This window comes from Telluria sp. PB2R4 (assembly GCF_059685695.1).
In genome coordinates this window covers 154,000-179,976 of record NZ_JCASIC010000006.1, presented here as the reverse complement: position 1 = coordinate 179,976, position 25,977 = coordinate 154,000, and the positions used below count along the sequence as shown (strand labels likewise).

General features: G+C 63.0%; 22 protein-coding genes. 14 read left to right on the top strand and 8 right to left on the bottom strand.

The window, feature by feature from the left end; all coding sequences use genetic code 11:
• The first annotated feature begins 401 nt into the window (after positions 1–401).
• The 4 genes from AC56LU_RS12420 (at position 402) to AC56LU_RS12405 (ending at position 3,887) form a co-directional block, all read left to right on the top strand.
• Complete coding sequence (locus AC56LU_RS12420) at positions 402–1,766, top strand: hypothetical protein (RefSeq protein ID WP_497175911.1); 1,365 nt, start codon at positions 402–404, stop codon at positions 1,764–1,766.
• Between the two features lie 418 nt (positions 1,767–2,184).
• Positions 2,185–2,487: an ArsR/SmtB family transcription factor gene (locus tag AC56LU_RS12415; protein WP_497175910.1), complete on the top strand. Its 303-nt coding sequence runs from the start codon at positions 2,185–2,187 to the stop codon at positions 2,485–2,487.
• Positions 2,488–2,549: 62 nt separating this feature from the next.
• Positions 2,550–3,545 carry a zinc-dependent alcohol dehydrogenase family protein gene (locus tag AC56LU_RS12410; protein ID WP_497175909.1) on the top strand — a complete coding sequence of 332 codons (996 nt, stop codon included), beginning with the start codon at positions 2,550–2,552 and terminating at the stop codon, positions 3,543–3,545.
• Positions 3,546–3,566: 21 nt separating this feature from the next.
• Positions 3,567–3,887 (top strand): antibiotic biosynthesis monooxygenase family protein, encoded by a 321-nt coding sequence (locus AC56LU_RS12405; RefSeq protein WP_497175908.1) that lies wholly within the window; start codon positions 3,567–3,569, stop codon positions 3,885–3,887.
• 35 nt (positions 3,888–3,922) lie between these two features.
• Here the strand turns inward: AC56LU_RS12405 and AC56LU_RS12400 are convergent, their stop codons facing one another.
• Complete coding sequence (locus AC56LU_RS12400) at positions 3,923–4,798, bottom strand: helix-turn-helix domain-containing protein (RefSeq protein ID WP_497175907.1); 876 nt, start codon at positions 4,796–4,798, stop codon at positions 3,923–3,925.
• Between the two features lie 181 nt (positions 4,799–4,979).
• Here AC56LU_RS12400 and AC56LU_RS12395 point away from each other — a divergent pair, with 181 nt between their 5' ends.
• Positions 4,980–5,882: a pirin family protein gene (locus AC56LU_RS12395; RefSeq protein ID WP_497175906.1), complete on the top strand. Its 903-nt coding sequence runs from the start codon at positions 4,980–4,982 to the stop codon at positions 5,880–5,882.
• Between the two features lie 11 nt (positions 5,883–5,893).
• Here AC56LU_RS12395 and AC56LU_RS12390 read toward each other — a convergent pair whose 3' ends face one another.
• Positions 5,894–7,252 (bottom strand): alginate export family protein, encoded by a 1,359-nt coding sequence (locus AC56LU_RS12390; protein ID WP_497175905.1) that lies wholly within the window; start codon positions 7,250–7,252, stop codon positions 5,894–5,896.
• Positions 7,253–7,259: 7 nt separating this feature from the next.
• Positions 7,260–9,068 carry an amidohydrolase gene (locus AC56LU_RS12385; RefSeq protein ID WP_497175904.1) on the bottom strand — a complete coding sequence of 603 codons (1,809 nt, stop codon included), beginning with the start codon at positions 9,066–9,068 and terminating at the stop codon, positions 7,260–7,262.
• 179 nt (positions 9,069–9,247) lie between these two features.
• On the opposite strand from AC56LU_RS12385, the gene AC56LU_RS12380 reads away from it, so the two are divergent.
• Complete coding sequence (locus AC56LU_RS12380) at positions 9,248–9,538, top strand: NAD(P)H-dependent oxidoreductase (protein WP_497175903.1); 291 nt, start codon at positions 9,248–9,250, stop codon at positions 9,536–9,538.
• Between the two features lie 51 nt (positions 9,539–9,589).
• On the opposite strand, the gene AC56LU_RS12375 is transcribed toward AC56LU_RS12380, so the two are convergent.
• Together AC56LU_RS12375 and AC56LU_RS12370 are read right to left on the bottom strand one after the other, a co-directional pair.
• Positions 9,590–9,931 (bottom strand): nuclear transport factor 2 family protein, encoded by a 342-nt coding sequence (locus AC56LU_RS12375; RefSeq protein WP_497175902.1) that lies wholly within the window; start codon positions 9,929–9,931, stop codon positions 9,590–9,592.
• A gap of 22 nt (positions 9,932–9,953) precedes the next feature.
• Positions 9,954–10,898: an alpha/beta fold hydrolase gene (locus tag AC56LU_RS12370; RefSeq protein WP_497175901.1), complete on the bottom strand. Its 945-nt coding sequence runs from the start codon at positions 10,896–10,898 to the stop codon at positions 9,954–9,956.
• Between the two features lie 119 nt (positions 10,899–11,017).
• Between AC56LU_RS12370 and AC56LU_RS12365 the strand changes: the two genes are divergently transcribed.
• Both AC56LU_RS12365 and AC56LU_RS12360 read left to right on the top strand, forming a co-directional pair.
• Complete coding sequence (locus AC56LU_RS12365; protein ID WP_497175900.1) at positions 11,018–11,611, top strand: CGNR zinc finger domain-containing protein; 594 nt, start codon at positions 11,018–11,020, stop codon at positions 11,609–11,611.
• 70 nt (positions 11,612–11,681) lie between these two features.
• Positions 11,682–12,554 (top strand): helix-turn-helix domain-containing protein, encoded by an 873-nt coding sequence (locus AC56LU_RS12360; RefSeq protein ID WP_497175899.1) that lies wholly within the window; start codon positions 11,682–11,684, stop codon positions 12,552–12,554.
• Positions 12,555–12,585: 31 nt separating this feature from the next.
• On the opposite strand, the gene AC56LU_RS12355 is transcribed toward AC56LU_RS12360, so the two are convergent.
• Positions 12,586–13,227, bottom strand: a complete 642-nt coding sequence (locus AC56LU_RS12355; RefSeq protein ID WP_497175898.1) for a hydrolase — start codon at positions 13,225–13,227, stop codon at positions 12,586–12,588.
• A 180-nt stretch (positions 13,228–13,407) separates the two neighbouring features.
• On the bottom strand, positions 13,408–14,307 hold the full coding sequence (locus AC56LU_RS12350; protein WP_497175897.1) for a LysR family transcriptional regulator: 900 nt from the start codon (positions 14,305–14,307) through the stop codon (positions 13,408–13,410).
• Between the two features lie 103 nt (positions 14,308–14,410).
• On the opposite strand from AC56LU_RS12350, the gene AC56LU_RS12345 reads away from it, so the two are divergent.
• From AC56LU_RS12345 to AC56LU_RS12325, 5 genes are all read left to right on the top strand, one after another.
• Positions 14,411–14,839 carry a tellurite resistance TerB family protein gene (locus AC56LU_RS12345; RefSeq protein WP_497175896.1) on the top strand — a complete coding sequence of 143 codons (429 nt, stop codon included), beginning with the start codon at positions 14,411–14,413 and terminating at the stop codon, positions 14,837–14,839.
• A 39-nt stretch (positions 14,840–14,878) separates the two neighbouring features.
• Positions 14,879–15,865: a TerC family protein gene (locus AC56LU_RS12340; protein ID WP_497175895.1), complete on the top strand. Its 987-nt coding sequence runs from the start codon at positions 14,879–14,881 to the stop codon at positions 15,863–15,865.
• Between the two features lie 176 nt (positions 15,866–16,041).
• Positions 16,042–17,526: an MFS transporter gene (locus AC56LU_RS12335; RefSeq protein WP_497175894.1), complete on the top strand. Its 1,485-nt coding sequence runs from the start codon at positions 16,042–16,044 to the stop codon at positions 17,524–17,526.
• Positions 17,527–17,554: 28 nt separating this feature from the next.
• The gene (locus AC56LU_RS12330) at positions 17,555–18,574 is read left to right on the top strand and encodes a glycoside hydrolase family 43 protein (protein ID WP_497175893.1); all 1,020 of its coding nucleotides are present in this window, start codon (positions 17,555–17,557) and stop codon (positions 18,572–18,574) included.
• A gap of 554 nt (positions 18,575–19,128) precedes the next feature.
• Positions 19,129–20,277, top strand: a complete 1,149-nt coding sequence (locus AC56LU_RS12325) for a sensor histidine kinase (protein ID WP_497175892.1) — start codon at positions 19,129–19,131, stop codon at positions 20,275–20,277.
• A gap of 247 nt (positions 20,278–20,524) precedes the next feature.
• Here the strand turns inward: AC56LU_RS12325 and AC56LU_RS12320 are convergent, their stop codons facing one another.
• Positions 20,525–23,467, bottom strand: a complete 2,943-nt coding sequence (locus AC56LU_RS12320) for a TonB-dependent receptor (RefSeq protein WP_497175891.1) — start codon at positions 23,465–23,467, stop codon at positions 20,525–20,527.
• A gap of 259 nt (positions 23,468–23,726) precedes the next feature.
• Between AC56LU_RS12320 and AC56LU_RS12315 the strand changes: the two genes are divergently transcribed.
• The gene (locus AC56LU_RS12315; protein WP_497175890.1) at positions 23,727–25,937 is read left to right on the top strand and encodes an alpha-glucuronidase family glycosyl hydrolase; all 2,211 of its coding nucleotides are present in this window, start codon (positions 23,727–23,729) and stop codon (positions 25,935–25,937) included.
• Positions 25,938–25,977: the final 40 nt, after the last annotated feature.

Genomic DNA, 25,977 nt, shown 5'->3' with positions numbered 1-25,977 from the left:
ATGCCGCTTACAGTGTGTGTGCCAAGCCCAAAGTGGAGTGTTTAAGCGCGGCAAGATATTACTGACATGGTCCAACCGAGTCACTGATCATTCTTGCTTGCAGCAGCACGATTTTGTTGCGAAGACGGGCTTGCCTGAAGGGCATATCTTCAGGCATTCGAACATGCGTTAATGTGCACCTGTGATGTCGCGTTAGCACCTACCCTTTGTCAGTGGCCTGGCAGCGTTTGGTGTGATATCAAGGATGCGCGCACTTCAATAAATCTAGGACAAGAATGACCTTACCTTTCAAGTATCCATCGCGATGCACGTCTGTTGCAGCTTCGCTTGCGATTTTTTATTCGGTCGTACTGCCTGTCGGAAGTTCTCACGCGGCTCAGCCACAACCGGCGTGGAAAGACATGGCGCAACGCGACATCGACTTCACTGCCAAGGAACTGAAGACTCTCTATATTTCCGCCGTGTTTCCCGATCCGCAGGCATTTGAGCGACGTATCGCGGCCTCCTATGCGGCAGCGAAGCAGGAGGCGATGCAAGTGAAGGATTTCGGCGGATATCGCGCGGCGATAAGCCGCTTCGTTAACAGCATGGATGATGCGCATGTGGGCGTCAGTTTTCATCTGACTCAAACAAGTTATGCCTGGCCTGGATACATGGCGGTGTTCCAGGGAGGCCGGTTTCTGACAACTGCGTCAGACAGCGAAGCGATCGCGGATGGCTTGGAGATTACGGCCTGCGACGGCGCTCCCATGAGCGAGTGGAGTCGCCGCGTGGCCGCCTACGAGGGCGGGTTCCCGGGCCTGGAAAGGACCAATCATTCGATGGCGCGCGCAATATTCGTAGACCGAGGCAATCCGTTCTTGCAGCGGCCCGCGAATTGTACGATTGGCGGACGCAATGTGGCCCTGGCCTGGCGACCGATCAGCACGGTGGACTATACGAACAAGATCAGGGCCCAGCGTTCAACGCGAAGCCGCGAGGCGACAGTGACGCCTTTCGGAGAAAATAGCGCCTGGGTCCGGATGGGCTATTTTTATCCAACCAACAAAAAAGAAGCCGAGGCATTCCACCGACTGATCGCCGACGCGCCAGGCCTGCGGCAGAAGGATGCCGTGGTACTCGACGTACGCGGGAACGGGGGTGGCAGTTATCACTGGCCAATGGGTTTCTTGCGAGGGCTTTACGGACAGTCTTATACCGACTACTTCGCCCGGGCGCGGCTGGCAATCGTACCAGTCAGCCGTGCGCACGAACGTGTGGTCGACTTGTTCGCGAAATATGGCGCCGTGGACGACGAGTTCAAGGCGCCTGCGGACTTCGCTACGCAATGGGATCCCGAGGACGCAGGCTTGAAACGTGCAACCGCGTCAGGCGCCCCGTATTTCAGGCCGTCAGGAGACCTGCCCAAGGCGCCGGCTGGCTCGGCGCCTGTCAATCCAGTGAGAGCCAAGGTGTACGTGCTGACCGACGCTCATTGCGCAAGTGTCTGCCTGTCTTTTATCGACGAGACCAAGCGACTGCCAGGTGTGACACAAATCGGGCGTGAAAGCGGTGTCGACTCCCGCACAGGCACGCCGATGGACATCGATCTACCAAGCGGCAATGGTCGAATTACGCTCGCGGTCATGACCCGGGACGGTCGAGAACGCGACGACAATGTACCTCACCGTCCGAGCCACGAGTTCCAGGGCGACATCACGGATACTGCCGCCGTCCAGCATTGGGTTCTGAGCGAAGTGCTGAAGAAGGATAAAGTGATCCGTTGAGCTTACTGGAAACGCCGGCCTTGAACCTGAGCTATCACGACGTCGGGCGGGCTCCGATACCGTCTCTCATCTCGGCCACCTGGTCGAACTCCGGCGCAAGCTAGCTGTAAAGATCGTCGTTGCCCTGCCCTTCCTCCGTTACCACCTCCAGGCCTGGAAGCGCTCGCGCAAGATGCAGCAGGCGATGGACCGCGTCCTGCTGCGCCTGCCCATCTCGGCCCGGTTCGGAACAGGACCGCGACCGTCACCGCATGGCCGCACCTGCCGCAGCGGAGCGTCAAGTGCTGGGCCTGGCGGTCGCACACCTGGATCCCCGATGCTTGCGAGGATAGCCAAGCATCGGCATTCGCTCCCTTATTCCTGGCTTAATACTTGTTCGGCAGCTTGACATATCGCGAAATGCCGATATACTGGGTGCATGGACCTTCTCGAAACATTCAAAGCGCTTTCAAACCGTACGCGACTTGACATCGTGAGGCGGCTGAAAGATCCGGTACGGAACTTCCCGCCGCAAGACGAAGGGGACGTTCATACGGTAGGCGTGTGCGTCAGCAGTATCCAGGAAGGCGTTGGATTGTCGCAGTCGACGGTCTCCGACTATCTTGCAACTTTGCAAAGGGCTGGTTTGATCGAAGTCCAGCGCATTGGTCAGTGGACCTACTACAAGCGAAACGAAGAAGCCATCAGTGCTCTCGCCAAACTCATCGGCACAGACCTGTAAATTTTTTTTACCACTAAATATCGAAATTTCCCGATATCCCTTTTTAACGAAGCGAGGATGAAATGAAAGCAATGACACTCAAGACTTTTGGCGGTTCGGAAGCATTTGAGCTGCGCGACGTGCCCAAACCCGTGCCTGGCCCAGGGCAGGTTCTGGTCCGGGTTCACGCCACTTCCATCAACCCCCTGGATTACCAGGTACGCCGCGGGGACTACCAGGACTATGTGCCACTGCCGGCCATCACCGGACACGATGTTTCCGGCGTCGTCGAGGAAGTCGGCGCCGGGGTAAGGTCCTTTGTCCCTGGCGACGAGGTCTGGTACACGCCCCAGATCTTCGATGGTCCGGGAAGCTATGCGGAGTACCACGTCGCTGCCGAAAACATCATCGGGAAGAAGCCTGCTTCGCTCAGCCATCTGGAAGCCGCCAGCCTGACCCTGGTCGGGGGTACGGCCTGGGAAGCGCTAGTCGGGCGTGCCCAGCTTCGTGTGGGAGAAAGCATCCTGGTGCATGGCGGCGCGGGTGGGGTGGGACATGTCGCCATTCAAATCGCAAAGGCCATCGGTGCGAAGGTATTCACGACCGCACGTGCGGAGCAGTTCGACTTCGTCCGCAGCCTGGGGGCAGACGTCGTCATCGACTTCGAGAAGGAAGACTACGTCGAGGCCGTCATGCGTGAAACCGCGGGCCAGGGCGTCAACGTCGTCTTCGACACGATTGGCGGAGACACCCTTGCCCGTACGCCCGACGCGCTGGCCCAGCTCGGCCGCCTGGTCTCGATTGTCGATATCGCGAAGCCACAGAACCTCATCCAGGCCTGGGGCAAGAATGCGAGTTACCACTTCGTGTTCACGCGGCAGAATCGCGGCAAGCTCGATGAACTGAGCGCCCTGGTCGAACGCGGGCAGCTGCGGCCCCACGTCGGTGCAACGTACTCACTGGCCGACATTCCGCTTGCGCACGCGCGCCTCGAAAGCCGCAATAACGGGCTGCGCGGAAAAGTCGCGATCGAGGTGGTGCCGGCAGCGAATGCGAACGCGCCGCAGGCCAAGTCATAAGCACTGTCGGGAGAGCACATCATGATCTACGAAATTGCTTCATTACCGGTCAAGACCGACCGCATCGATTCCTTCCAACGCGCGTTCGACGAGGTCGCGCCCCTGCTGGCGCGCGCGAAGGGCTACCAGGGCCATCGGCTGATGCAGGGGGTCGAGACGCCATCGCATTTCACGCTCATCGTGCGATGGCAGACGCTCGAGGACCATACGCAGGGCTTCGAACCGAGCAGCGACCACCAGGCATTCATGGCGGGTCTGGAAGCGTTTCTGGCGGCTGACCCGGTTGTTTATCACGTTCGGGCGGAGGAGTCGGCGAACGGCGCCGATCTCCTTGCGCAGTAAAGGGCACTGGCCAGGATCGGTTCCTGGCCAGCTACTCAAGTGAGCATGTCCGTCCGCCAGGCGGCCGGGCTGGCGCCCGTCGATTTCCGGAAGGTGCGGCCAAAATGCACAGCGTCTGCAAAACCGGTCGCTTCTGCGATTTCTTGTAGACAGCGATTGGTGTTCAACAGCAGGAACTTGGCGCGATCGACCCGCGACTGCAGTTGCCACTGGTAGGGCGCCAGCCCGGTCGACGCCTTGAAGGCACGGCAGTAGTGCGACTGGGACAAGCCGGCCAGCTCCGCGAGCGTCGAGAGTTCCACCTTCGCCGGCATCCTTGCCTCGAGATAGCCGAGCGCATCCTTGAGCTGGATCTCGGAGAGCTTGCCCTCGCTGCCTTTGGCCTCTTTCGGCCGCTCGAAGAGCTTCGCTGCAATCGCTGCGGTGAGCGAGTCGCCGTACAGTTGAGCGGTCGGGTCGGTGTCCTCGAGCGCATCGATCAGCAGTTTAATCAAGGTCCACATCCGGTCATCCGCGAAGCGGAACCGCGGCACGTCGATCAATCCCAAGGCGTCGGATATGCCGAGGCGCTCTTGCAGCATGGCGCCGTCGAAGCTGATCGTCGCGCACTTGAGATAGCTGGCGTCGCCACAATGCGCCCACAGTTCCATGTCGGCCGGTGCGATGTACAAAGGACGCGGCTTGTAGGCGCGTGGATTGGGTGTATTGGGCCTCAACCTGGCCTCGATGTAGTCCCGTCCGACCTCTTCGATCTGGGCGGCAAGCCAGGTCAGTTCCACCGGGCGCTCGATCGGAAACAGGATCCTGCCCGTGCAGGTGTATTCGTGCCGCTCGACGGTCACACCGTTCCAGCATCGATTGACGCTGGTCAGGCCGACCACATTTTCAGGGAGTTCCAGTACGTCCGACATTCCAATCCTTGTAAGTACATTCTCAACGTAGCACTGAGCCGTTGCCCAAGATATGGTTAATTTGTAATCAGGTGAGCAATTCGAACTGTCATCCGCAAGATCGGACAGTGACGGGCACGTCGGGCTCGATAACAATCATTCCATCCCACCCATGCAGCAACCCGATTGAAATGGAGGCCCTATGAATTCAGTCAGCGACATCCCCTTGTCGTCCACCGTCGTCCCCCGGCGCGTAAGCTACCGCACCCGTGGCGTCACGCACGGTCCCATCACCCGCTTGATGAGTCCATCGGACCTGGGCCACCAGCTCAAGCCCTTCGTGTTCCTCGACCTGTTCGACCTGGACCTCCACGATCCGCGCGCGGGCATGACCGTCCACCCCCACTCGGGACTGGCGACGATCACCGTGATCGTCGACGGCGACCTGCGCTTCGACGATCCCACCGACGGCACCGGCCAGCTCGGGTTCGGCGGTTTCGAATGGATGCGTGCCGGTAGCGGAGTCTGGCACGGCAAGGAACTCTCGGGTGGCACTTCTCCCCGGGCCAAGGGTTTCCAGCTGTGGATCGCTCTCGGCCCCGAACTCGAGCACGCGGCCGTCGACAGCCAGTACGTGGAAGCGCGCCATGTTCCCGTCACTGGTCCGGCCCACGCCATTCTCGGCAGCTACGAGGGCGTGCGCAGCCCTGCCCGTTCGCCCGACGGCATCACCTACCTGCTGGTGAAGCTCGCTGCGGGGACGGCGTGGACGTTCACGCCGCCCCATGCGCAGCCGCTCGCCTGGCTCGGGCTGGCAAGCGGCCAGCTGGTCGGCGCGGCGCATGCCGAGGCGGGAGAAATGCTCGTCTTCGAGCAGGCGCAGCAGCCGATCACGCTGGAGGCAGGCGCGGACAGCGAGGCCATCTTCGTGATCGGTTCCGCCGCGCCGCACCCGCATGATCTGCACCTCGGGTATTACTCGGTTCACAGCTCGGCAGCCTCCCTCGCCAGGGGCGAGGCCAACATCGAACGCTTGCGCAAGCTGCTGGTCGAGGCTGGAGACCGTCGTACCGCCAGCGGCAGCATTCCCGTGTTCCGCGAGTAGCGTTCGCTGCTTCAAAACCGGTACTGCGCACCGAGGCTGATGAAACCCAGCACATCATCCGCCCCGGTCTCGCGCAGGAAGGGCCCCGGCCGTGCGTAGGCGGCCACCGCGGTCGATGACCAGCCGCGGCCCAGCGTCCACACGGCGCCGAGCGACGCGATCGTCGCCACGTAGCGGGCGCGGCTGTCACCGGCGGGCCGCATCAGCGTGCCGTTCGGCGCATACACGCCGTCGCGGGTGCTGTGGCGCCAGAAGAAGTCGACACTGGCGTTCAGCTGGACCCGGGGTGCGAGCCGCAGGACCAGCGCCGGATGGATGTTGAAGAAGTTGCGTGGCCCGAGCGTCGCTTCGTCCCCAAAATAATTACCGCGCGGGTAAAAGGGATGCAGGGTGCCGAGGCGCTTGTCACCGGGATCCTTGTCGCCGCTGGCGATGGCGACCAGCAGCGCCACCCTCGGCCGGCCGGCCACGCCGGCGAAGGTGTAGCCGGTGTCGGTGGCAAGCGACCAGGCGCGGATCGCGGCCTCGCCGAAGCGCCCGCCCTGCACGGCGGCTTCCCAGTTCCAGTCCCAGGCGTCGCGGGCGCCGAACACGCGGGTGCCGGCCGACCAGCGGCGTTCGTGCCCTGCCCCCTGACCATAGCGCGCAAGCGCATCTTCGTAGTGCAGCCCGTAGATATCCCAGGAGCCGAGTTCCCCGGAGTAGGTCGCGTAGATGCCGCGCAGCGCCTGCGTCGGCGATTGGGTGTCGTCGAAGCTGCCTGCAAGATTCTGCCGCGGTGCGGCGGCGAAAGCGTCGACACGCCAGCGACCGCCTGCCGCATACGCGCGCACCGCTTCGAAGCTGCGCCGTACGTTCGGGCCCTCGCGGGCATCGATGGCGCGTCCCGATCCGAACTGCAGTTCCTGGATGCCGACCCGCATGCCGATGCCGTGCGCGCCGTGCGCCGCCGATCGCCACTCGACGAACAGGTTGGTGGGGTCGAGCCTGTTCTCGTCGACGGGGGATGGGCCGGCGGCGCGGCCCTGGGTGTGCGAGCTGGCCAGCTGGGCGAAGCCGCGCCAGTGCTGGCCCAGGCGCAGGTCCGCGAAGACCGAGCCGCGCAGCTGCAGTACCCCCCAGCGGTCCTGGCGTTCCAGCCCATAGCGCGGATTGCGGGCGTACTCATGGCGCATGCGCAGGTCGCCGCCGATACTCAGGCGCACATCGTCCGTGACCGGGCGGTCCTTCCAGCATGCGCCGGCGTCCCTGTTCCCGGCGCAGGCCCGCCCCTGGGCGCTGAAGTCGTCGTCGAAGCGCAATGGCTGGAACTGCGCCAGTGCGGCATCGGCGGCCAGCAGCAGGGGCAGACCGAGCCAGGCCGCGCGCATGCCCACCTTACCTGGCCTGGTAATAGCCGCCGAAGTGCTTGATCGGCGACCAGGCCGGCAGGACCTCGGGCAATGCCGGCGTCAGCGACTGGTAATCCTGCGCGCCATATACCACCCGGCCATCCATGACGGTGAGGACCGAGGACACCGATGCGATCTGGGATTCCGGCACCGTGAAGTAGTCGCGGTCCAGCAGCGCGAAGTCGGCGAGCTGGCCGGGGGCGATCATGCCCATCTCGGATTCCGCATGCATGAACCAGGCAGCCTTGCGGGTGAACAGTGCCAATGCTTCTTCGCGCGTCAGGCGGTTGCCCTTTGCCAGCACTTCGGCGCCCGACACCGACTTGCCCGACACCATCCAGCTGATGCCGACCCAGGGATTGAACGACGACGCGCGGAACGCGTCGGTGGTCATGGCCAGTGGAACGCCGCTATCGACCAGCTGGCGCAGGCGCGGGGTCTGCAAGGCCTTGTCACGGCCGTGGGTCTTGATGAAGGCCTCGCCGTGCAGCGCCATCTTGGCGTCCAGGGCAATGCCGCCGCCGAGCGCCTTGACCCGGGCGATGTTGGCGGGACTGATGGTCTCGGCATGCTCCAGGCTCCAGCGCAGGCCGTCGATCGGCGTCTTCCGGTTCAGCTTCTCGAGCGCATCGACGAAGGGCGTGATGTTTTCGTCGTAGCTGATGTGCTGGCGGAAGGGGATCCGCCGCTGGACCAGCTTGGCGATGTCGCGTTCCACCAGTTCCCGCATCTTGTCCGCTTCGACGATGACTGCCGGCCGGTCGAAGTTCTCGTGATCATGAATTTCCGCCGACAGCACCTCGCCCATGGCGCGGTAGGTGTGGCCGTGCGCCAGCTGCGGGTGCAGGTTGTGCCCCGGAGCGATCGGCGCCGTCTTCGTGACGGCCTTGATGTGCTCGTCCACCATGTTGATCGGGCCGCCGTCTCCCAGCTGGATGTCCATGAAGGGCATGCGGATGTTGAGGCGGTTGTCGCGGGCGACGGCATCGACGGTAGGCTTGGCCTTGGGATACCCGCGGAAGGCCGTGCCGCCATCGACGGCGGACGTGACCCCGAAGCGATTCATGCTGTGAACGGTCTGGACCAGCGAACTGACCTCTTCCTCGAAGCTGAGCTGGGGAACCATGGCCTCGATGGCGACGAACTGGAAGGTGAACGCATGGATCACACCGGTGTACCTGCCCTGTGGGTCCTTCTCCAGCTCGGTGCCCGGCAAGATGGGAAACTTGCTGGTGCCCACCCCGAGGGCATCCATCGCCTGCTGGTTCATGAAGGCCCGGTTATAGGCGTACTGCACGATGAGCGGACGGTTCGGGACGGCCTTGCGCAGTTCGTCCAGGGTCGGGAAGCGCTTCTCTTCGAACTGGTAAGGGGACCAGCCGCCAACCACCTTGACCCAGTGGCCTTCCGGCGTCCGCCTGGCCTGTTCGCTCAGCATCTCCAGCGCGCGCCGCAATGTCGGGACGCCATCCCAGCGCAAGGTATAGTTGTATCCGCCCTCGTTGAGCACGTGCGTGTGTGCGTCGATCAGACCAGGAATGAGCCGCCGGCCGCGAGAATCGATAACCCGGGTCCTGGCGTCCTTCAAGCCTAATATCTCGGCATCGGTGCCCACCGAGTAGACGCGGCCGTTCTTGACGGCCAGGGCGGAGGCCGAGGGTTTTGCGGCATTGCCGGTGAATATCCTGGCGTTGTGGACAATCAGGTCTGCGCCCGGCGACGCTTGCTTGACTTGTGCATGGGCGTTGATTGCGCCATTGAACACGATGCATCCGATCAGTATTAGTCGTTTCACTGCCATTCCCCATTAACGGATGTAAAAGAACGCCGTGCGGCGTTAGTTGGGAAGATGCTACTGACTCGGTACAAGCCCGTCACTGATCATTCTTGCTGGCGACAGCACGATTCGCTCATTGGGTTGAATGGGCAGCCGCCGTCCGGCGGCACAGGCTCACCGCGCCTCCGGCGGGCCTGTTGACGGGCAAGCGCGCTATCGTCATCGAATCGCGTGGCGGGAAATATTCGGAGGGACCTGACCAGGCCAAGGATTTCCAGGAACCCTACCTGCGCCACCTGCTGGGCTTTATCGGGATCACGGACGTCGGCTTCATTCGGGCCGAGAACATCGGTCTCGGCGCCGATGCCCGCGAACTCGCGCTCTCTTCCGCTAGACAGCAAATTGTCGAAGCGGTTGCCCGGCTTTCCGAACGCAGCCCGGGCACGGAAGATCGACCCGGCTTGAGCCGACTGGAAGAAACAGCATGATCAGCCCGATGCGGACAGCGAGGAGGTCATTCCCTTGCCCGACAAGCCTGTTCAGATCACGTAGGCTTTTAGCTCCACCATTTTCCCGGCATCGAAGCGCCACACGTCACAATAGGCATGGGTGACCGGCTTTCCGGATGCATCGCGGCCTTCAATCTCGCCGATCGCGACGACGTGATCATCCTCGGCGACCATGTGATGCACAGTGAACCTGGGTGGCTGCGTGTACTCGGCCTTCATCCAGGCGCGCACGGCTTCCTTGCCGCGCATGGATTCGCCCCCGACCGTCGTCCACGCGATATCGTCAGCGCAGAACGCCAGGAATCCTTCATTGTCCCCAGCGAGTACTGCGGTATTAGCCTGCTGCAAGATGTGCTTGTTTGACTCGGACATGCTTGTTTTCCTTTGCAAAGAACTAACGGGTACCGATATGCCGGTCGAGGAAGCGGCGCATCTCCTTGGCGATTTCCGCACCGTGGGTCTCGATCGCAAAGTGTCCCGTGTCGAGGAACTTGAGCTCCGCCTTCGGATTGTCGCGCTTGAACGCTTCCGCACCGGCAGGCTGGAAGAACGGATCGTTCTTCCCCCAGATGGCCAGGGTAGGCGGCTGATGTTTCCGGAAGAAAGCGTGAAGTTGCGCGTACTGGCGAATGTTCGAACCATAGTCAGCCATCAAGTCGATCTGCGGCTCGACGCCGATCCGGTCGATCGCGGCGGAGGCCAGCAGATATCCTTCAGGCGCAATCACGGACGTATCCTTGACACCCTCCTGGTATTGCCACTTGACCATGTCGGGAGAATTGAACTTGCGTAGCGCTTCCCTGTTCTCCCGACTTGGGTTTGCCCAAGCCTTGCGCGGGTCGGCCCATGCTGCAGTCAGGCCTTCCTCGTACGCGTTGCCGTTCTGGCTCACGATGGCCGAAATCTTCTCGGGATGGCGCACTGCAAGACGCCATCCAACCGGCGCCCCGTAGTCGAACACGTACATGGCATAGCGATTCAGGCCTTTCGCTACCGTAAAGGCGTCGATGACATCCGCCAGGTTGTCGAAGGTGTAGCGGAAATTCTTGTCTGCGCTCGTCAGGCCGAAGCCGGGCAAGTCCGGTGCGACGACCCGATAACCGTCCGCCAGGAGCGGCATCAGGTGACGGAACATGTGGGAAGACGCACCGAAGCCGTGCAGCAGCAACACTGCGGGGGCGTGCTGCGGCCCGGCTTCCCTGTAGAACACGTCGACACCCTTGACCTGTATCGATGCATGACGCACGACGACCGGCTCAACCGCCGGGCTCGCGCTTGCGCCTGCACTCGTTCCGGCGATTGCTGCTGCCGCCAGGATGGACTTCACACCAATCTTCATGACTTTTCCTTGAAAGCGAGTTAATATGAGTAACCGGCTATTCTTATTTTATGCGGTTATGTGATCGAAGTATTTGACAAATCGCGTAACCTGTCAAATTGTTTTTTTGAGGTTATTGAATGAATTCCTTGTCAAGCGAAGGCGCAGCTGAGCCGGTCGAACCGGTCCTGGTAGGCGATCATGTGGCGCTCGACCTGATCAATACGCAGGCGATGAATGGCGCTTTCCTGCATGACTTCTGGCGTACGAACGACGATGTGCTGCGGTGGTTCAAACAAGTCGGCATCGCGTGCGGCGAGGTCGGGAAGGATGATGACCCTTCCTTGCTGGACCGCGCACGCGAGTTGCGTCGCATCGCGCGTGAACTGGTCGGCTTGCGCAAGCAGGGCGGCCGTGGCGATCCGGCGGCCTTGAACCGGTATCTGGCAGCGCTGCGCTCGGTTCCCATGCTGTCCTGGCCCGATGACGGCCCCTGCCTGGTCAGGCAAGTCGAGAACCCATCGCCTGCGACGGCATTGGGCACGGTTGCCGAAGCACTCGCCCTCCTGCTGGCGGAAGGGAACTTTGACCTGGTACGCCAATGCGAACATCCTGACTGCGTCTTGTGGTTCTACGATCGTACGAAATCGCATCGCCGGCGCTGGTGCAGCATGGCCGTCTGCGGCAACCGGCACAAGGCCGCGGAATTCAGAAAACGGAATGCGAAAACATGACATCGCGCGTCATGCAAGTGATGCGGCGACTGACCACCTACAAGCTCATCATCCACTCCCGGTTCTTCTCATGGCAAACCAGACCGCACTTCCCGAAAACCTGCTCGATGTGACCAGCGTCAGCCGCACCTGGAATGGCGTGGCCGTCGTAATCTCCGAGTTTTTCTGCACCGGCCGGGTGCTGCACCAGCTGCCACACGATGAGCAGTCGCGGCTGGGCATGATCCTGGACGAAGTCGGCGAAGGCCGCAGCGAGCCGCGGCTGCGCAGCGATGCGCCCTGCCCGGTCGACTACAAGCCACGCCAGATGCACTTCACACCCGCGGGGATGGAGCTATGGGGGTACTGCGCCGACATACGCTACGTCCGTGACATCAACCTGTGCTTCGATATCGACGCGCTCGGCGAGCACTGCGCGATCGAGGGATGGCGCGACCTCGCCAACACCCCGCGGCTGCGGTTCAGCGACGATGGCATCTTCGCGCTCATCAAGCTGCTGGCGGGCGCAGTAGGCGATCCGGATCCGTCCGCGCAGCTCTACGGCGACGCGCTCGTGACCTCGATTGCGATCCGGCTGTACCGCGGCAACCGACCGCCTGCCAAGGCCCCGACCAAACTGTCGCCACTGCAGTTGAGCGATGCGCTGGGCTTCCTCGAAGCGAACCTGCCGTCAAGGGTGGACCTGGCCACGCTGGCCAAGCTCGCCGGCTTGTCCCAATCGCACTACCACCGGGCGTTCAAGGCCTCCACCGGCCTGGCGCCCTACGCATGGCAGCTACAGGCGCGCATCGAGCGCGCCAAGGCACTCTTGCTCGACACCCGCGGTTCCCTCGAAGACGTGGCTGAAGCGACCGGCTTCGCGGACGCCGTCCACTTCGGCCGGACCTTCCGCAAGCTGACGGGCGCGACGCCGTCGGCCTGGCGCAGGGATCGCATCGGCTAGGCAAGCGAGCCGTGCATGCCTGGCCCGGGGATCAGGCCTGGGCCGCCGCTTGCAGCAGCTGTATTTTCCAGGCCAGCGCCACGCCGCTTGCGCCGCCATGCTCCAGCACGACCTGCGACAGCTCGGTGGCCGACTCCACCCGCGCCCAGTCACGCTGCCACTCGGAGATCACCGCCATCCAGGTGATCGGCACGGCGCCGGCCTGCACCATTCGGCGCACCCCCATGTCGTGCGCTTCGGCCGACACACCGCCCGACGCATCGGTCACGATGAACACGTCGTAGCCTTCGCCCAGGGCCTGGATGGTCGGCATGGCCAGGCAGATCTCGGTCCACAGGGCCGCCAGGATCAGCTGTTTGCGGCCGCTCTTCTTCACCAGGTCGGTGACCTTGGGGTCTTGCCAGGTATTGATGAAGGTGCGATTGATCGGTTTCTGGTCGGGGAACACGTCTTGCAGCCCCTTGATCAGATTGCCGCCCCGCTCCTCGACGACCGTGGTGAGGATGGTCGGGACCTGGAAGATCTTCGCGGCCTTGGCCAGGCCGACGACGTTATTGACGATCATGGTCGGTTCGTGACTGTGCAGGTTCGCGAACTGGTAGGGCTGGTGGTCGATGAGCACGAGGATACTGTCTTCGGGGCGAAGCAGTGCGGGAAGTCCGTTCTTGGCCATGTAAAGCTCCTGGATGCGGCGTTTGTGCGCCCTTGTGGAAAATCCGGGAACAGGTGGCACACGCCATCTGTCCGTCTCCAGAAGATGGTGCCATGGCAGGGCGAGCATGGCACTGACCGGTCTTGCGCCGGACAGACTGAATTGATCGCCGTACCGGCTTTCAACCGGCCCAGGTCCTTGTCAGCCTGCCGTGCCGAACACCGCCCCCGCCCCATCCAGGATCCGACGCACCGCCGGATGCCGCTCCCGCCGCTCCACCGACACCGCATAGAAATGCTCGACGATGCTGTCGATCGTCCCGATGGCCTCCAGCCCGTTCTCTGAGCGCACGATATCCAACAGCACCGTCGGCGCCACCATGAAGCCGGCGCCGGCGCGGGCAAACGACTTCAGCAGCGCGCCGTCATCGAATTCGCCCACCGTGATCGGGCGCAGCTCGTGGCTCTCGAACCAGCTTTTCAGCTGGGTGTGGATGGCCGCATCCTGGCCCGGCAGCAGGAAGGGCGCGCCGCGCAGGCGCTGCGGGAAGGCGCCGGGCCAGGCGGCGCACAGCTCGGGATGGCCGAACACGGTCAGGGTGCTCGAACCCAGCAAATGGGTGAAGCCGCGTACCGCGCCGCCGGTCGGCAGGCCCTGGTCGGCGATGACGAGGTCGAGCTTGTGCGCAGTGAGCTCGAGCAGCATGTCCTCGAAGCGGCCTTCGTGGCAGATCAGGCGCATCGCCAGGCCGGCTTCGCGCGCCGGCTGCAGCAGGCGGAAGGCGAGCGTCTTGGCGATCACGTCGCAGATGCCGACCCGCAGCGTCTCGTCGCCGTTGAAGGCGCCGCGCCGCACGGCCTGCTCCAGCTCGTTGCCGAGGTCGAAGATCTGCACGGCGTAGCGCAGCACGGTCTTGCCGGCCTCGGTCAGTTCCAGCACCCGTCCCTTCTTCTTGAACAGCTCTTCGCCAAGCTGCTCTTCCAACACCTGCAGCTGCATGCTGATCGCCTGCGCCGTCACGTGCAGCTGCTCGGCCGCGCGGGCCACCGTACCCAGCGTGGCCACGGCGTGAAAATAATGCAGGTGCTTATAGTTGATCATGGAATTCTCAATTAAAACTTACGCTTTACGAAAGATTAATCGATTTTACTTTAGATACGCGCGCTTCTATAGTGACTTCACTACTTTTACAGCGAGGTCCACCATGCACAGTTATCACACCAATAGTCCCGAAGCCGTCAGCCGCATCCTGGCCCTGACCATGATCGTCGATGGCCACGTCAGCCCGTCCGAAGTCCGCGCCATGCACGCATCCCCGTATCTGCAGCAGGTCAGGATCGACGACGACACCTTCGATCGCACCCTGCGCGAGCTGTGTGAAGACTTGCTCGATGCGGCGGTCAACCGGCCTGCCGGCATGGTCGAGATCGACCCGAGGCTGATGGACGCCTTGTTGCAGGATATCCGCGACCCGCTGCTGCAGATCCGCATGTGGAGGACCATGGTCGACATCGTCCATGCCGACGGCCACCTGGACGGCCGCGAGTCGACGCTGGTGCGGCGCGCGGCGCGCGCCTGGTTCGGCCAGGACCGCGCCGAGGATGCCTTCACCACGGCGGCCTTCGCCGCCTGAGGCAGCGAAGCTTTCATCCCCATGTAAACGGAGTCCATCATGGAATTCCTTCACGTACTCTGGTTGGGTACGCCAGCCTGGACCTGGCTGGTGTTCCTCACGATCGTCGTGGTCCTGCTGGCTTTCGACCTCGGCGTCCTGAACAAGAAAGACCACGTCATCGGGGTCAAGGAAAGCCTCAAACTGTCGGCGCTGTACCTGACGGCGGGCCTGCTGTTCGGCCTGTGGGTCTGGCATGAGCTCGGCAGCGAGAAGGGCTTGCACTTCTACACCGGCTTCCTGATCGAGAAGAGCCTGTCGCTGGATAATATCTTCGTGATTTCGCTGATCTTCGCGACCCTGGCCATCCCGCCGCTCTACCAGCACCGCGTGCTGTTCTGGGGCATCATGGGGGTGATCGTCACGCGCGGCATCATGATCGGCGCCGGCACGGCCCTGGTGGAAAGCTATTACTGGACCCTGTACCTGTTCGGCGCCTTCCTGGTCATCACGGGCATCCGGATGTTCTTCGTGGACACCAGCGGCGACGACATCCGCGAAAGCAAGGTGCTGTCCTGGCTCAAGCGTCACCTGCGCGTCACGCCCGAACTGCATGGCAACCACTTCCTGGTGCGCCAGCCAGACCCGGCCCAACCCGGCAAGACGCTGCTGTGGGCAACGCCGCTGTTCCTGGCGCTGTGCATGGTCGAAATCACCGACATCGTGTTCGCGGTGGACAGCGTGCCGGCGATCTTCGCGATCACCAGCGACCCGTTCATCGTCTACACCTCGAACATCTTCGCGGTGCTGGGCCTGCGTGCGCTGTACTTCGCGCTGGCCGCGATGGTGGCGCGCTTCCACTACCTGAAGTACTCGCTGGCCGCGGTACTGGTGTTCATCGGCTCGAAGATCTTCCTGGGCGACTTCGTGTTCGGCGGTAAGGTGCCGCCGGCCCTGTCGCTGGCCGTCACCGGGCTGCTGATCGCCTCGGGCATCGCCTACTCGCTGTGGAAGACCCGCAAGGACCCGCCGGCAATCGTTGGCTAAGTGATCCACCATGGCGGCACCGGAACGGCAGGTTCCGGTGCCGCTAAGCAGTTGACTCTGTACTAAGCCTCAGCCATACTCGGATAAATGCTAGCGCTATCATTTATTGATATATGAATGGTAGTGACTGGTTTCGGCGCGCAAGACGCCTGACGTATAACGATAACCGAGACGACATGAGCAATCAGAGAACGACACCTCCACGGCTGGGAGTCATTGAAAAACTCGGCTACAGCCTTGGCGACCTTGCCGCCAACCTGATCTTCCAGACCCTGCTGACCTTCATCGCCTTCTTCTACACCGACGTGTACAAGGTTCCCCCCAGCGCCGCGGCCTCGATCATCTTTGTGGGCGGCATCGTCGGCGCCTGCTTCAATCCCCTCATGGGCCTGCTGGCGGACCGCACCCATACACGCTGGGGCAAATTCCGTCCCTGGATCCTGTGGACCTCGATTCCGTTCGGACTCACCGCGCTGCTGGCATTCAGCACGCCCGACCTCGGCGAACGCGGCAAGATCATCTATGCCCTGCTGACCTACATCCTCCTGATGCTGGTCTACTCGGCCAATAACCTCCCCTATTCGGCCCTGAGCGGCGTCCTGACCGGCAATATGGCGGAGCGCAACAGCCTGTCGGCCTATCGCTTCACCGCCGTGATGGTGGCCCAGTTCATCATCCAGGTGCTGCTGCTCCCACTGGTACTGATTTCGGGTGACGGCGACAAGGCGCGCGGCTTCGAGAACGTGATGACCGTGTTCGCGATCGTCGGCACCATCTTCTTCCTGGTCACCTTCTTCACGACGCGCGAGCGGATCGTCCCGGCGCCGTCGCAGCGTTCCACCATCCGCCAGGACATCGCCGACCTGCTGGGCAACCGTCCGTGGGTCGTGATGCTGGTGCTGACCATCCTGGTGTTCGTGACGCTCGCGCTGAAAGGCGGCATGTATGTCTTCTACTTCAATGCCTACCTGAGCGAAACGCACGTGGCGGCCTTCCTGAACGACATCGGGTTCAATGCCTTCATCGGCGGGCTGAACGCCCTACTCACGGGCGTCGGACTGACGGCCTTCCAGTGGCCGGAAGACGCCGCCACCTCGGGGTTCAGCCTGTTCAATGCCGTCGGCATCCTCATGATGATCATCGGGATCGGTTTCTCCAAGTCGCTGGCGGACCGTTTCGGCAAGCGCGACGTGTTCGGCGCCGCGCTGCTGGTCTCGACCCTCTTCATGCTGGCCTTGTATTTCTTCCCGCCCGAGTCGATCGGCCCGGTGTTCCTGTGCCAGCTGCTGCACGGCTTCTTCTACGGCATTACGATCCCGCTGCTGTGGGCCATGATCGCCGACGTCGCCGACTACTCGGAATGGAAGAACAACCGGCGCGCGACCGCCCTGCTGTTCTCGGCGATGATCTTCGGCCTCAAGGCGGGCCTGAGCATCGGCGGCGCCCTGGTGGCCGGCCTGCTCTCGCACTACGGCTACGAGGCCTCGCTCGCGGACCAGTCGCGCGAGACGGCGAACGGCATCCTGCTGTCGGTCAGCGTATGGGCCTCGATTCCTTTCCTGCTCGGCGTCGCCATCCTGGGCCTGTACCACATCAGGAAGCCGGTCGAACTGCAGATCGAGCGCGAACTCGGCGAGCGCCGGGCGTCGGTGCAGCACTGAATCCCTTCAACGACAAACCAGGTCAACCATGTCCGAAATCATCGACAAGGAGCGCGTGCGGGAACTGCGCGCGCGCGCCATCTCCGCACCGCTCGTCACGCACCTGTATACCGCCGACCCCTCGGCCCACGTCTTCGACGGCAGGATCTACATCTATCCGTCCCATGACATCGAAGCCGGCATCCCCTTCAACGACAACGGCGACCATTTCGCCATGGAGGACTACCACGTCCTGTCGCTCGCGCATCCCGGCGCGCCAGCCGTCGACCATGGCGTCGCCCTGCATGTGAAGGATGTGCCCTGGGCGCAGCGCCAGATGTGGGCGCCGGATGCCGCCTGCAAGGATGGCAAATACTACCTGTACTTCCCGGCCAAGCGCCCCGACGGCATCTTCCAGATCGGCGTCGCCGTCGGCGACCATCCGGCCGGCCCCTTCGTGCCGGAGCCGCAGCCGATCGAAGGCAGCTATTCAATCGATCCGGCCGTGTTCGAAGACAGCGACGGCCACTTCTACATGTACTTCGGCGGCATCTGGGGCGGGCAGCTGCAGAAGTACCGCGACAACGTGCATGACGCGGCGAACGAAGAGCCGGCGCCCGACCAGGCGGCGCTGGCGCCGCGCGTGGCGCGCTTGAGCAGCGACATGAAAGCGTTCGCCGAAGCGCCGCGCGCGGTGCAGATCCTCGACGAAGACGGCCAGCCCCTGATCGCCGGCGACCACGCGCGCCGCTATTTCGAGGCGCCCTGGCTGCACCGGCGTGACGGCAAATATTATTTCTCGTATTCGACGGGCGACACCCACCTGCTCTGCTATGCGGTCGGCGACAGCCCCTACGGTCCCTTCACCTACCGCGGGCAAATCATGAGCCCGGTGATCGGCTGGACCACGCACCATTCGATCTGCGAGTTCGAAGGCCGCAGCTACCTGTTCTACCACGACAGCAGCCTGTCGGAAGGCGTGACCCACCTGCGCAGCGTGAAGCTCACCGAGCTGCACTACGACGAGCAGGGCAACATCCTTCCGATCTCACCCTACGACGAGCGCTAAGGTGCATTCAATTACCCCGCAAACCGCAAGACCGTCGCACCTGGGGAGGCGCGAACGATGCCGCCGGCATCGTTCGCCCAAGTCATTTACCTAGTAATAACGACCGCAAAATCAAGCGGAGCGGTACCAGCCACACTGCTCCACGCTTCTCCAGACCTTTGCGCTTCAGTGGAGCGTGCGAGGTATTTCGCCGTGCGGAACTGACGCTACGAGCAGCTCATCCGAAATCCTCCCTGCTCTTCGAGCAACAAGCCCCATGCACTGAGCCTGATAGACGTCCGCGTTCGGGTCGGAAGCGGACGCCATGACGGGTTCGCTATCCGCATAAGCAATCCTTCCACCTAAAAGCTTGCCCTGCAAGAATATTCAACCAACATGGCACCATGCTCAAGCTCTTGGTCTCGTAGAGATGTTGCTGCTCTTCTGCAGAAGATAGACAGATAGTGAAGCGATTGGGGTTACTATTCCTTTCGGATTGATCTTTCGCTAGTCTGCGCGTAGTCCCGATCATTGCTACGGAATGATTGCTTACTTTTCGACCAGAAGGCGCATCTATGCTAAGTAGCTTTCTTGCCAATAACCGAGCCGATTTGATCGCTCGATGCGCAGCCAAGGTCGCCGTACGCCCGGCGCGAAATGCCTCTCAAGAACAGCTTGAGACTGGTGTTTCGATGTTTCTTGAGCAGCTGATTCAGACACTCGACGCCGAAGACGAGGGCGATACATCGGAGGGTGTACGAATTTCCGGACCGGCAGGAGGCGATCACGCAGCCGTTTCGGAAATACGTGTGACAGCCTTGGCACATGGTAAAGCGCTCCTCTTGCTTGACTATACCTTCGACCAGGTCGTACACGACTACGGCGATTTATGTCAGGCGGTCACGGACTTGGCCGTTGAACGCGACGCTCCATTCTCGATCGAAGAATATCGAACGCTCAACCGTTGCCTCGACAACGCAATCGCGGCCGCAGTGACGGAGTTCAGTGTGCAGCGCGACATCGCAATCCAGCTGCGTCAAACGAGTGAGGGCAACCAGCGTCTAGGCTACTTGATGCATGAGCTTCGGAATGCGCTGAGTTCCGGCATGCTGGCCGTGGAGGCCATGAAATCAGGAAATTTGTCAGTCAGCGGCGCTACTGGCTCCGTGCTTCAACGTAGCCACGCCGCCATGGCTCGAATAATTAAACGAGCTTTAGATGAGGTGAAAGCCGACAATGCCCAGCTGGAAACCCCGTCCATTTTCCCTGTCGACGAGTTTATTCGCGAAGCCCATGAGGCCGGGCAGCTCGACGCCGAAGCGCGGGGACTTCAACTCGTCGCGTTAGAGGTCGACCCACATCTTGCAGTAGAGGCCCATCGGGATCTTTTGCTTGGGGCGTTGATCAACCTAATTGGCAATGCCTTGAAGTTCACGTTGCCAAATACGACGGTAACATTAAGGGCACATGCGGTGACCGACCGCGTTTTCATCGAGGTGAGCGACCATTGCGGTGGACTGCGCCAAGGCGACGCAGAACGCATATTTGTGCCATTCAGCCAGCGTGGGGACGACAAGACAGGCGTTGGTTTAGGCCTGTCCATCGCAAGAGAAAGTGTGTGTGCCGATGGCGGAACCTTGACTGTACGTAACCTACCCGGTCACGGATGTGTTTTCACGATCAGCCTTCCTATACGTCTGCAACGCCCTGCTAGTACTCCCTGACGTCGCTAATACTACTGATGGTTTCACTTCCACAAAAGTCGTGGCTACATCCGCATGTATCCGGATGGACGCTCACTGAATGCATTGATTAAGTTCAACTTCAATCTCGTCGCCAAGTGCCCGGCGCAGCAAATCCGTCTAGCTACACTGGTCCCCGCAGGATGATCCCCTGAACGATCATCTCGAGAACCCGACGGCGGGGCTGCGCCGGCGGGGTTGGGTTAGCAAGTGTGCAAGGCCGTGCGCATTAGAACTTCATGCGCATGCCCACCGAGAAGGTGCGGCCCGGCTTGTAGCTGGTGAAGGTCGCGTTCGTGAACTGGAAGTAGGTGCGGCGCACGGTGTCGGTCGCATTCACCACGTCGAAGCTCAGGGTCGGCAGGCCGTCGCGATCCAGCAGCTTTTCCAGGTCCAGCTGCGAGGAGAAGTCCAGCTGCTTGAAGTCGTCGCTGTACAGTGCGGCGGCGGCGATACCGTTCTGGTTCAGGCCGGAGACCTGGCTGCCCTGCGAGTAGGAGTGCGACAGGCGCGCCATGAAACCGCGGTTCTCGTAGTAGAGCTGGAAGTTGTTGCTCTTCTTCGGCACGCCCAGCGCGACGAAGCCCTGGGTGCCCTCGCCGGTCGCCTTCTGGTCGATCAGGGTCAGGGTCTCGGAGAAGCCGAAACCGCGCCACGGCAGCAGCTTGTCGAGCGGCTGCACCCAGCCCAGCTCCAGGCCGGTGATCTTCAGCTGGCCGCCCGCATTGCGCTGCGAGGTCATGACCACGTTGGCGCTTGATGGGCCGCCTCTAGCGTCGAGCGCCTGCTGCATGGTCGGGGTGATGCTGTCGTAGGTGACGCCGTACTGCGCAAGGGCGCTGAAGGGCAAGGTGTTGTTCTGGTTGACCGTGAAGCCGTTCAGCTTTTTCTGGAATACCGTCGCCGACAGGTAGCCCTCGCGGCCGGTGTACCACTCCACGCCCAGGTCCAGGTTATCCGAGATGTACGGCGCCAGGTCCGGTGCACCCAGGCTGCCGATGTCGGCCGACGGGTTGGAGAAGTTGATGCCGGGACGCAGGGCTTCCGGGTTGGCGCGGGTCATCGAACGCGAGGCCGAGGCGCGCAGCACCACGTTCTTCGCCAGGTCCAGCGCGGCGCTGGCCGAAGGCAGCGTGTTGTTATAGGTCTTGTCGACGTAGACCCACTGGTTCACGTTCGGGAACGGCGTGGCCCCTAGCGGCAGGCCGGCATTGCGCGGATCGGCCACCGAATTGTAGGCGCCCACGCTCTGCTCGGTGCGCACGTAGCGCACGCCGGCGTTGTAGCGCAGCTGGAAGCCTGCCAGCTGGCTCACGCCGTCGGTCTGCAGGAACACGCCCTTGGTCTTCTCCTGGATGAAACCAGTGGCCGCGCCGGTGTTGGCCGCACCCGTGATCGGCGCCTGATTCAGCAGCTGCTGGTAGTTGGTGTCGCCCGCGAAGCGCTGCCAGTCGACCTCGATCAGGCCGTTCGGGCCGTTGCGCAGGTAGTCGCCGACGCGCGCACCGACCGTGCCGGCGCCCTGGCAGCCAGCGACACCGCCGCAGATCAGGTTCTGCCAGGCGGTCGAGTTGTCGCGCGCGGTGATGCGGCGCAGGATGTCGTCGTAGGCAAAGCCGCCCTTGATGCTGAATTCACGGTCGCCCCAGGTCAGGTCGCTGCGCAGACCCTTGGTGCTGGTCTCGCGCAGCTCCTGCTGCAGGTTGACGCGTGCGCCGTTGGCGGTGTCGAGCCGGTAATTGGCCGGGTTGCTGACGTCGATCGAACTGACGATGCTCGGGACCGGGCCGTTGGTGAAGCTCACGGTATTGCCCGAGTTAACCTGCGTCACCGGCAGCACGGTCGGCGACTCGCGCGAGAATTCGGACTTCGTGTAGTTCAGCTGGGCGTTGAGCTTGAGGCGGTCGCCGAGTTGCCATTCCATGCCCGGGTTGATGCCCTTCAGGCGCACCTTCTCCATGTAGGGGCGGTATTCGGCGAAGAACTGGGCGTTCGCGAAGGTGCCGCTTTCGACCACGCAGCCGGCCGCGCAATCGCTGCGGTCGACCTTCAGGCCGAGCGGGATGATGGCGCCGTTGCGGCCGATCCAGTTGGTGTCGATCCGCTGCAGGTCGTTGTCCTTCTCGCTGTACATCGTGTCGACGTAGAAGTGCAGGTCGGCGCTGGGACGGAATTCGCCGGACAGGATCGCGGTGACCTTGTCCTTGTCGCCGTACTGCGCCATCTGGCGGCCCAGGCGCGGGATCAGGGCGTTGTCGATCTGCTGGATGCTCAGGCCCGGGTTACGCGCCAGCAGCAGGGCCTGGTCGATGGCGGCGCCCGGGGTCAGGCCGTTGCCGGCGTTGCTCGGGACGGTGGCCGGGATGGTCCAGTTGCCGCCGCCGGTATTGTTGCGGGTCGGGCTGTTGCTCTGGGCCGCGGTCAGGTTCGGGTTGGTGAAACCGATGGTCTCGTAGCCGGTGGCCTGCACCTTGGACTTGTTCCAGGCGACGCCACCCAGGATGCCCCAGGTGTTATTGAAGGTCTTGCTGGCCAGGACCGAGCCGCGGTTGCCCCACTTGCCGGCGACCTGGTTGCGGGTGCCGCCCACGTTGGCGGCGACATAGCTGCCCTTGCGGTCGAACGGACGCGCGCTGCGCATGTCGACCACGCCGGCGGCGCCGCCTTCGATCAGCGAAGCCGTCGGGCTCTTGCTGACGGTGAGCTTGGTGAACAGGTCGGTCGGCAGGAGGTCGAGGTCGACCTCGCGGTTGGTGTTCTGGCTGTCGGTGCTGCCGGTGGAGGCCACCGCGATCGGGGAGCCGTTGAGCAGCACCTTGGTGAAGCTGGTGCCCAGCCCGCGGATCTGGATGTTGACGCCCTCGCCCGTGATCTCGCGCGATACCTGCACGCCCGGGATGCGGTTCAGCGATTCGGCGATATTCGTGTCGGGGAATTTGCCGAGGTCTTCGGCGAAGATCGAATCCTGGAAGCCGGTGGCTTCGCGCTTGTCGCGCGCCGAGGTCTCGAGGCTGCCGCGGTAACCGGTCACCTGCACGGTCTGGATCGGGCCGGCCGGTGGCGCCTCCTGCGCGTACGCTGCCGAGATCAGGCTGGCGAGGATCGTCAATTGAATGAAGCGGCCGCCGGAATGCCCGGGGCGCAGGAAGGTGCTGCCTCGCTGCTGGTGCATGGATCGTCTCCTGAATTTATGTAGAACATCTATAGATGATGCTTCCAACGCTTCAATAACATAAATGTTATCGCAATCATTTTTAGTCTAATCCCGGGCTTTTATACTTGTCAACTAATATATTTGCGGCACTGGAAGGCACATGAAAAGGCTGGGAACGCGTGAAAAATCGTTTTCCATTTGAAAACGATTGCGCTAACATCGGCGCTCCCACATACGTTCGGCGCTGCTGGCCGACCTGAAAACGATGGAGACAATCTTGCAGCGATCCCTTGCATTCGTGCTCGTTCGCGTCCTGGCAGCCTTGCTGCTGGGCGCCCTGTTCGCGACCGCCGCGCGCGCCGACGAAGACGGCTACCAGCTCTGGCTGCGCTACCGGCCGCTGCCGGCGGCGCAGGCAGCCTCTGTTCCTGCGTCGGCGATCGTCACGCTGGCGCCCGACACCCCGACCGTGCTGGCGGCGCGCACCGAACTGCAGCGCGCCCTGGGCGGCATGCTGGGCCGGGTCCCGCCGGCCGCTGCGGCCATCCGCGCCGGCAGCGTGGTGCTGGCGCGGAGCGACCGCCTTCCCGCCGGCCTGCCTGCTGCGCTGCGCGCGTCCCTAAGCCGTGTCGGTCCCGAGGGCTACCTCCTTGCACGCACCCGCCTGCAGGGACAGGACGTCACCCTGGTCACGGCAAACACCGACATCGGCCTGCTGTACGGCAGCTTCGCCTGGCTGCGTGCCCTGCAGGACGGCAGTGCCGCCACCCTGGCCCACACCCCGTTGGTGTCGAACCCGGCCCTGCCGCTACGCGTGCTGAACCACTGGGACAACCTGGACCGCAGCGTCGAACGCGGCTACGCCGGCCAATCGATCTGGAACTGGTGGGAGCTGCCGGCCATCGTCGATCCGCGCTACCTGGACTATGCGCGCGCCAACGCGTCGCTCGGCATCAACGGCACGGTGCTGAACAACGTCAATGCCAAGGCCGAGGTGCTGAGCCCCGCCTTCATCGCCAAGGCGGCGGCAGTCGCGAAAGTGCTGCGTCCCTACGGCATCCGGGTGTTCCTCTCGGTGCGCTGGTCGACCCCGCTGGACCTGCGCGAAACCGCCAGCGCCGACCCGCTCGACCCGACGGTGGCAAGCTGGTGGCGTCGCAAGACCGACGAGATCTACCGCAGCATCCCCGACTTTGGCGGCTTCCTGGTGAAGGCCAACTCCGAGGGCCAGCCCGGTCCGCAGGACTATGGCCGCAACCACGTCGACGGCGCCAACATGCTGGCGCGCGCGCTGGCGCCGCATGGCGGCACCGTGATGTGGCGCGCCTTCGTGTATGAACCGCCGCAGGCGAACAAGCGCGCGGATGGCAGCCCCGACCTGAAGCACGACCGCGCGGTCCACGCCTACGACCAGTTCCAGCCGCTGGACGGCAAGTTCGATGCGAATGTGCTGGTGCAGGTGAAGAACGGCGCCATCGACTTCCAGCCGCGCGAACCCTTCCATCCGCTGTTCGGCGCGATGCCGGACACGCGCCTGATGATGGAATTCCAGATCACCAAGGAGTACCTGGGCTTCGCCACCCACCTGGCCTACCTCGGCCCGATGTTCCAGGAAGTCCTGCGCGCCGACACGCGCATTGGAAACAAGGCGCTCACCGTCACCCAGGTGCTGCAGGGCGCCCAACAGGGGCGCGTCGGCGGCATCGCCGGCGTGGCCAACATCGGCAGCAGCCGCAACTGGAGCGGCTCGACCTTCGACCAGGCCAACTGGTATACCTTCGGGCGCATGGCCTGGGACCCGATGCTGGACGCGGGCGCCGTCGCGCGCGAATGGTCGGCCCAGACCTTCGCGCCAGGCCCACGGGTCAGCGATCCGGTGGTGACCATGATGATGGCGTCGCGCGAGGCCGTGGTGGACTACATGACGCCGCTCGGCCTGCATCACCTGATGGGCACCGGCCACCACCATGGCCCGGCGCCGTGGGTGGACAACCTGGAACGCCCGGACTGGAATCCGGTCTACTACCACCGCGCCGGCCGCGACGGCATCGGCTTCGACCGCACGGCGCGCGGCAGCAATGCCGTGGCCCAGTACGCGCCGGAGGTCGCGCGCCGCTTCGCCAATCCTGCCACCACGCCGCCCGAGCTGCTGCTGTGGTTCCATCACCTGCCCTGGGACTACCGCATGCCTTCCGGCCGCAGCCTGTGGGAAGAGCTGGTCGCGCATTACGACCGCGGCGTGCTGGAAGTCGCGCGCATGCAGGAGCGCTGGAACGGCCTGCGCCACGTGGTGGACGCCGGGCGCTGGAACGACACCGCCCAGCGCCTGGCCCAGCAGCGCGTCGAGGCGCAGTGGTGGCGTGACGCCTGCCTGGCGTATTTCATGCACGTTTCGGGACGGGCCTTGCCGGCTGGCGCCAAGCCGCCGGCGCAATCGCTCGAGTATTACCGCGCGCTGAGTTTCCCTTACGCGCCGGGGAATGGCTGACCCAGTGTCTGGTTTTTCGTAGGGTGGGCGGCTATGCCGC

What these genes read in the sequence shown, in the direction of transcription:
- AC56LU_RS12420 (WP_497175911.1), top strand. Translation starts at nt 402, where the DNA reads ATGGCGCAACGCGACATCGACTTCACTGCCAAGGAACTGAAGACTCTC.
- AC56LU_RS12415 (WP_497175910.1), top strand. Translation starts at nt 2,185, where the DNA reads ATGGACCTTCTCGAAACATTCAAAGCGCTTTCAAACCGTACGCGACTT.
- AC56LU_RS12410 (WP_497175909.1), top strand. Translation starts at nt 2,550, where the DNA reads ATGAAAGCAATGACACTCAAGACTTTTGGCGGTTCGGAAGCATTTGAG.
- AC56LU_RS12405 (WP_497175908.1), top strand. Translation starts at nt 3,567, where the DNA reads ATGATCTACGAAATTGCTTCATTACCGGTCAAGACCGACCGCATCGAT.
- AC56LU_RS12400 (WP_497175907.1), bottom strand. Translation starts at nt 4,798, where the DNA reads ATGTCGGACGTACTGGAACTCCCTGAAAATGTGGTCGGCCTGACCAGC.
- AC56LU_RS12395 (WP_497175906.1), top strand. Translation starts at nt 4,980, where the DNA reads ATGAATTCAGTCAGCGACATCCCCTTGTCGTCCACCGTCGTCCCCCGG.
- AC56LU_RS12390 (WP_497175905.1), bottom strand. Translation starts at nt 7,252, where the DNA reads ATGCGCGCGGCCTGGCTCGGTCTGCCCCTGCTGCTGGCCGCCGATGCC.
- AC56LU_RS12375 (WP_497175902.1), bottom strand. Translation starts at nt 9,931, where the DNA reads ATGTCCGAGTCAAACAAGCACATCTTGCAGCAGGCTAATACCGCAGTA.
- AC56LU_RS12370 (WP_497175901.1), bottom strand. Translation starts at nt 10,898, where the DNA reads ATGAAGATTGGTGTGAAGTCCATCCTGGCGGCAGCAGCAATCGCCGGA.
- AC56LU_RS12365 (WP_497175900.1), top strand. Translation starts at nt 11,018, where the DNA reads ATGAATTCCTTGTCAAGCGAAGGCGCAGCTGAGCCGGTCGAACCGGTC.
- AC56LU_RS12360 (WP_497175899.1), top strand. Translation starts at nt 11,682, where the DNA reads ATGGCAAACCAGACCGCACTTCCCGAAAACCTGCTCGATGTGACCAGC.
- AC56LU_RS12355 (WP_497175898.1), bottom strand. Translation starts at nt 13,227, where the DNA reads ATGGCCAAGAACGGACTTCCCGCACTGCTTCGCCCCGAAGACAGTATC.
- AC56LU_RS12350 (WP_497175897.1), bottom strand. Translation starts at nt 14,307, where the DNA reads ATGATCAACTATAAGCACCTGCATTATTTTCACGCCGTGGCCACGCTG.
- AC56LU_RS12345 (WP_497175896.1), top strand. Translation starts at nt 14,411, where the DNA reads ATGCACAGTTATCACACCAATAGTCCCGAAGCCGTCAGCCGCATCCTG.
- AC56LU_RS12340 (WP_497175895.1), top strand. Translation starts at nt 14,879, where the DNA reads ATGGAATTCCTTCACGTACTCTGGTTGGGTACGCCAGCCTGGACCTGG.
- AC56LU_RS12335 (WP_497175894.1), top strand. Translation starts at nt 16,042, where the DNA reads ATGAGCAATCAGAGAACGACACCTCCACGGCTGGGAGTCATTGAAAAA.
- AC56LU_RS12330 (WP_497175893.1), top strand. Translation starts at nt 17,555, where the DNA reads ATGTCCGAAATCATCGACAAGGAGCGCGTGCGGGAACTGCGCGCGCGC.
- AC56LU_RS12325 (WP_497175892.1), top strand. Translation starts at nt 19,129, where the DNA reads ATGCTAAGTAGCTTTCTTGCCAATAACCGAGCCGATTTGATCGCTCGA.
- AC56LU_RS12320 (WP_497175891.1), bottom strand. Translation starts at nt 23,467, where the DNA reads ATGCACCAGCAGCGAGGCAGCACCTTCCTGCGCCCCGGGCATTCCGGC.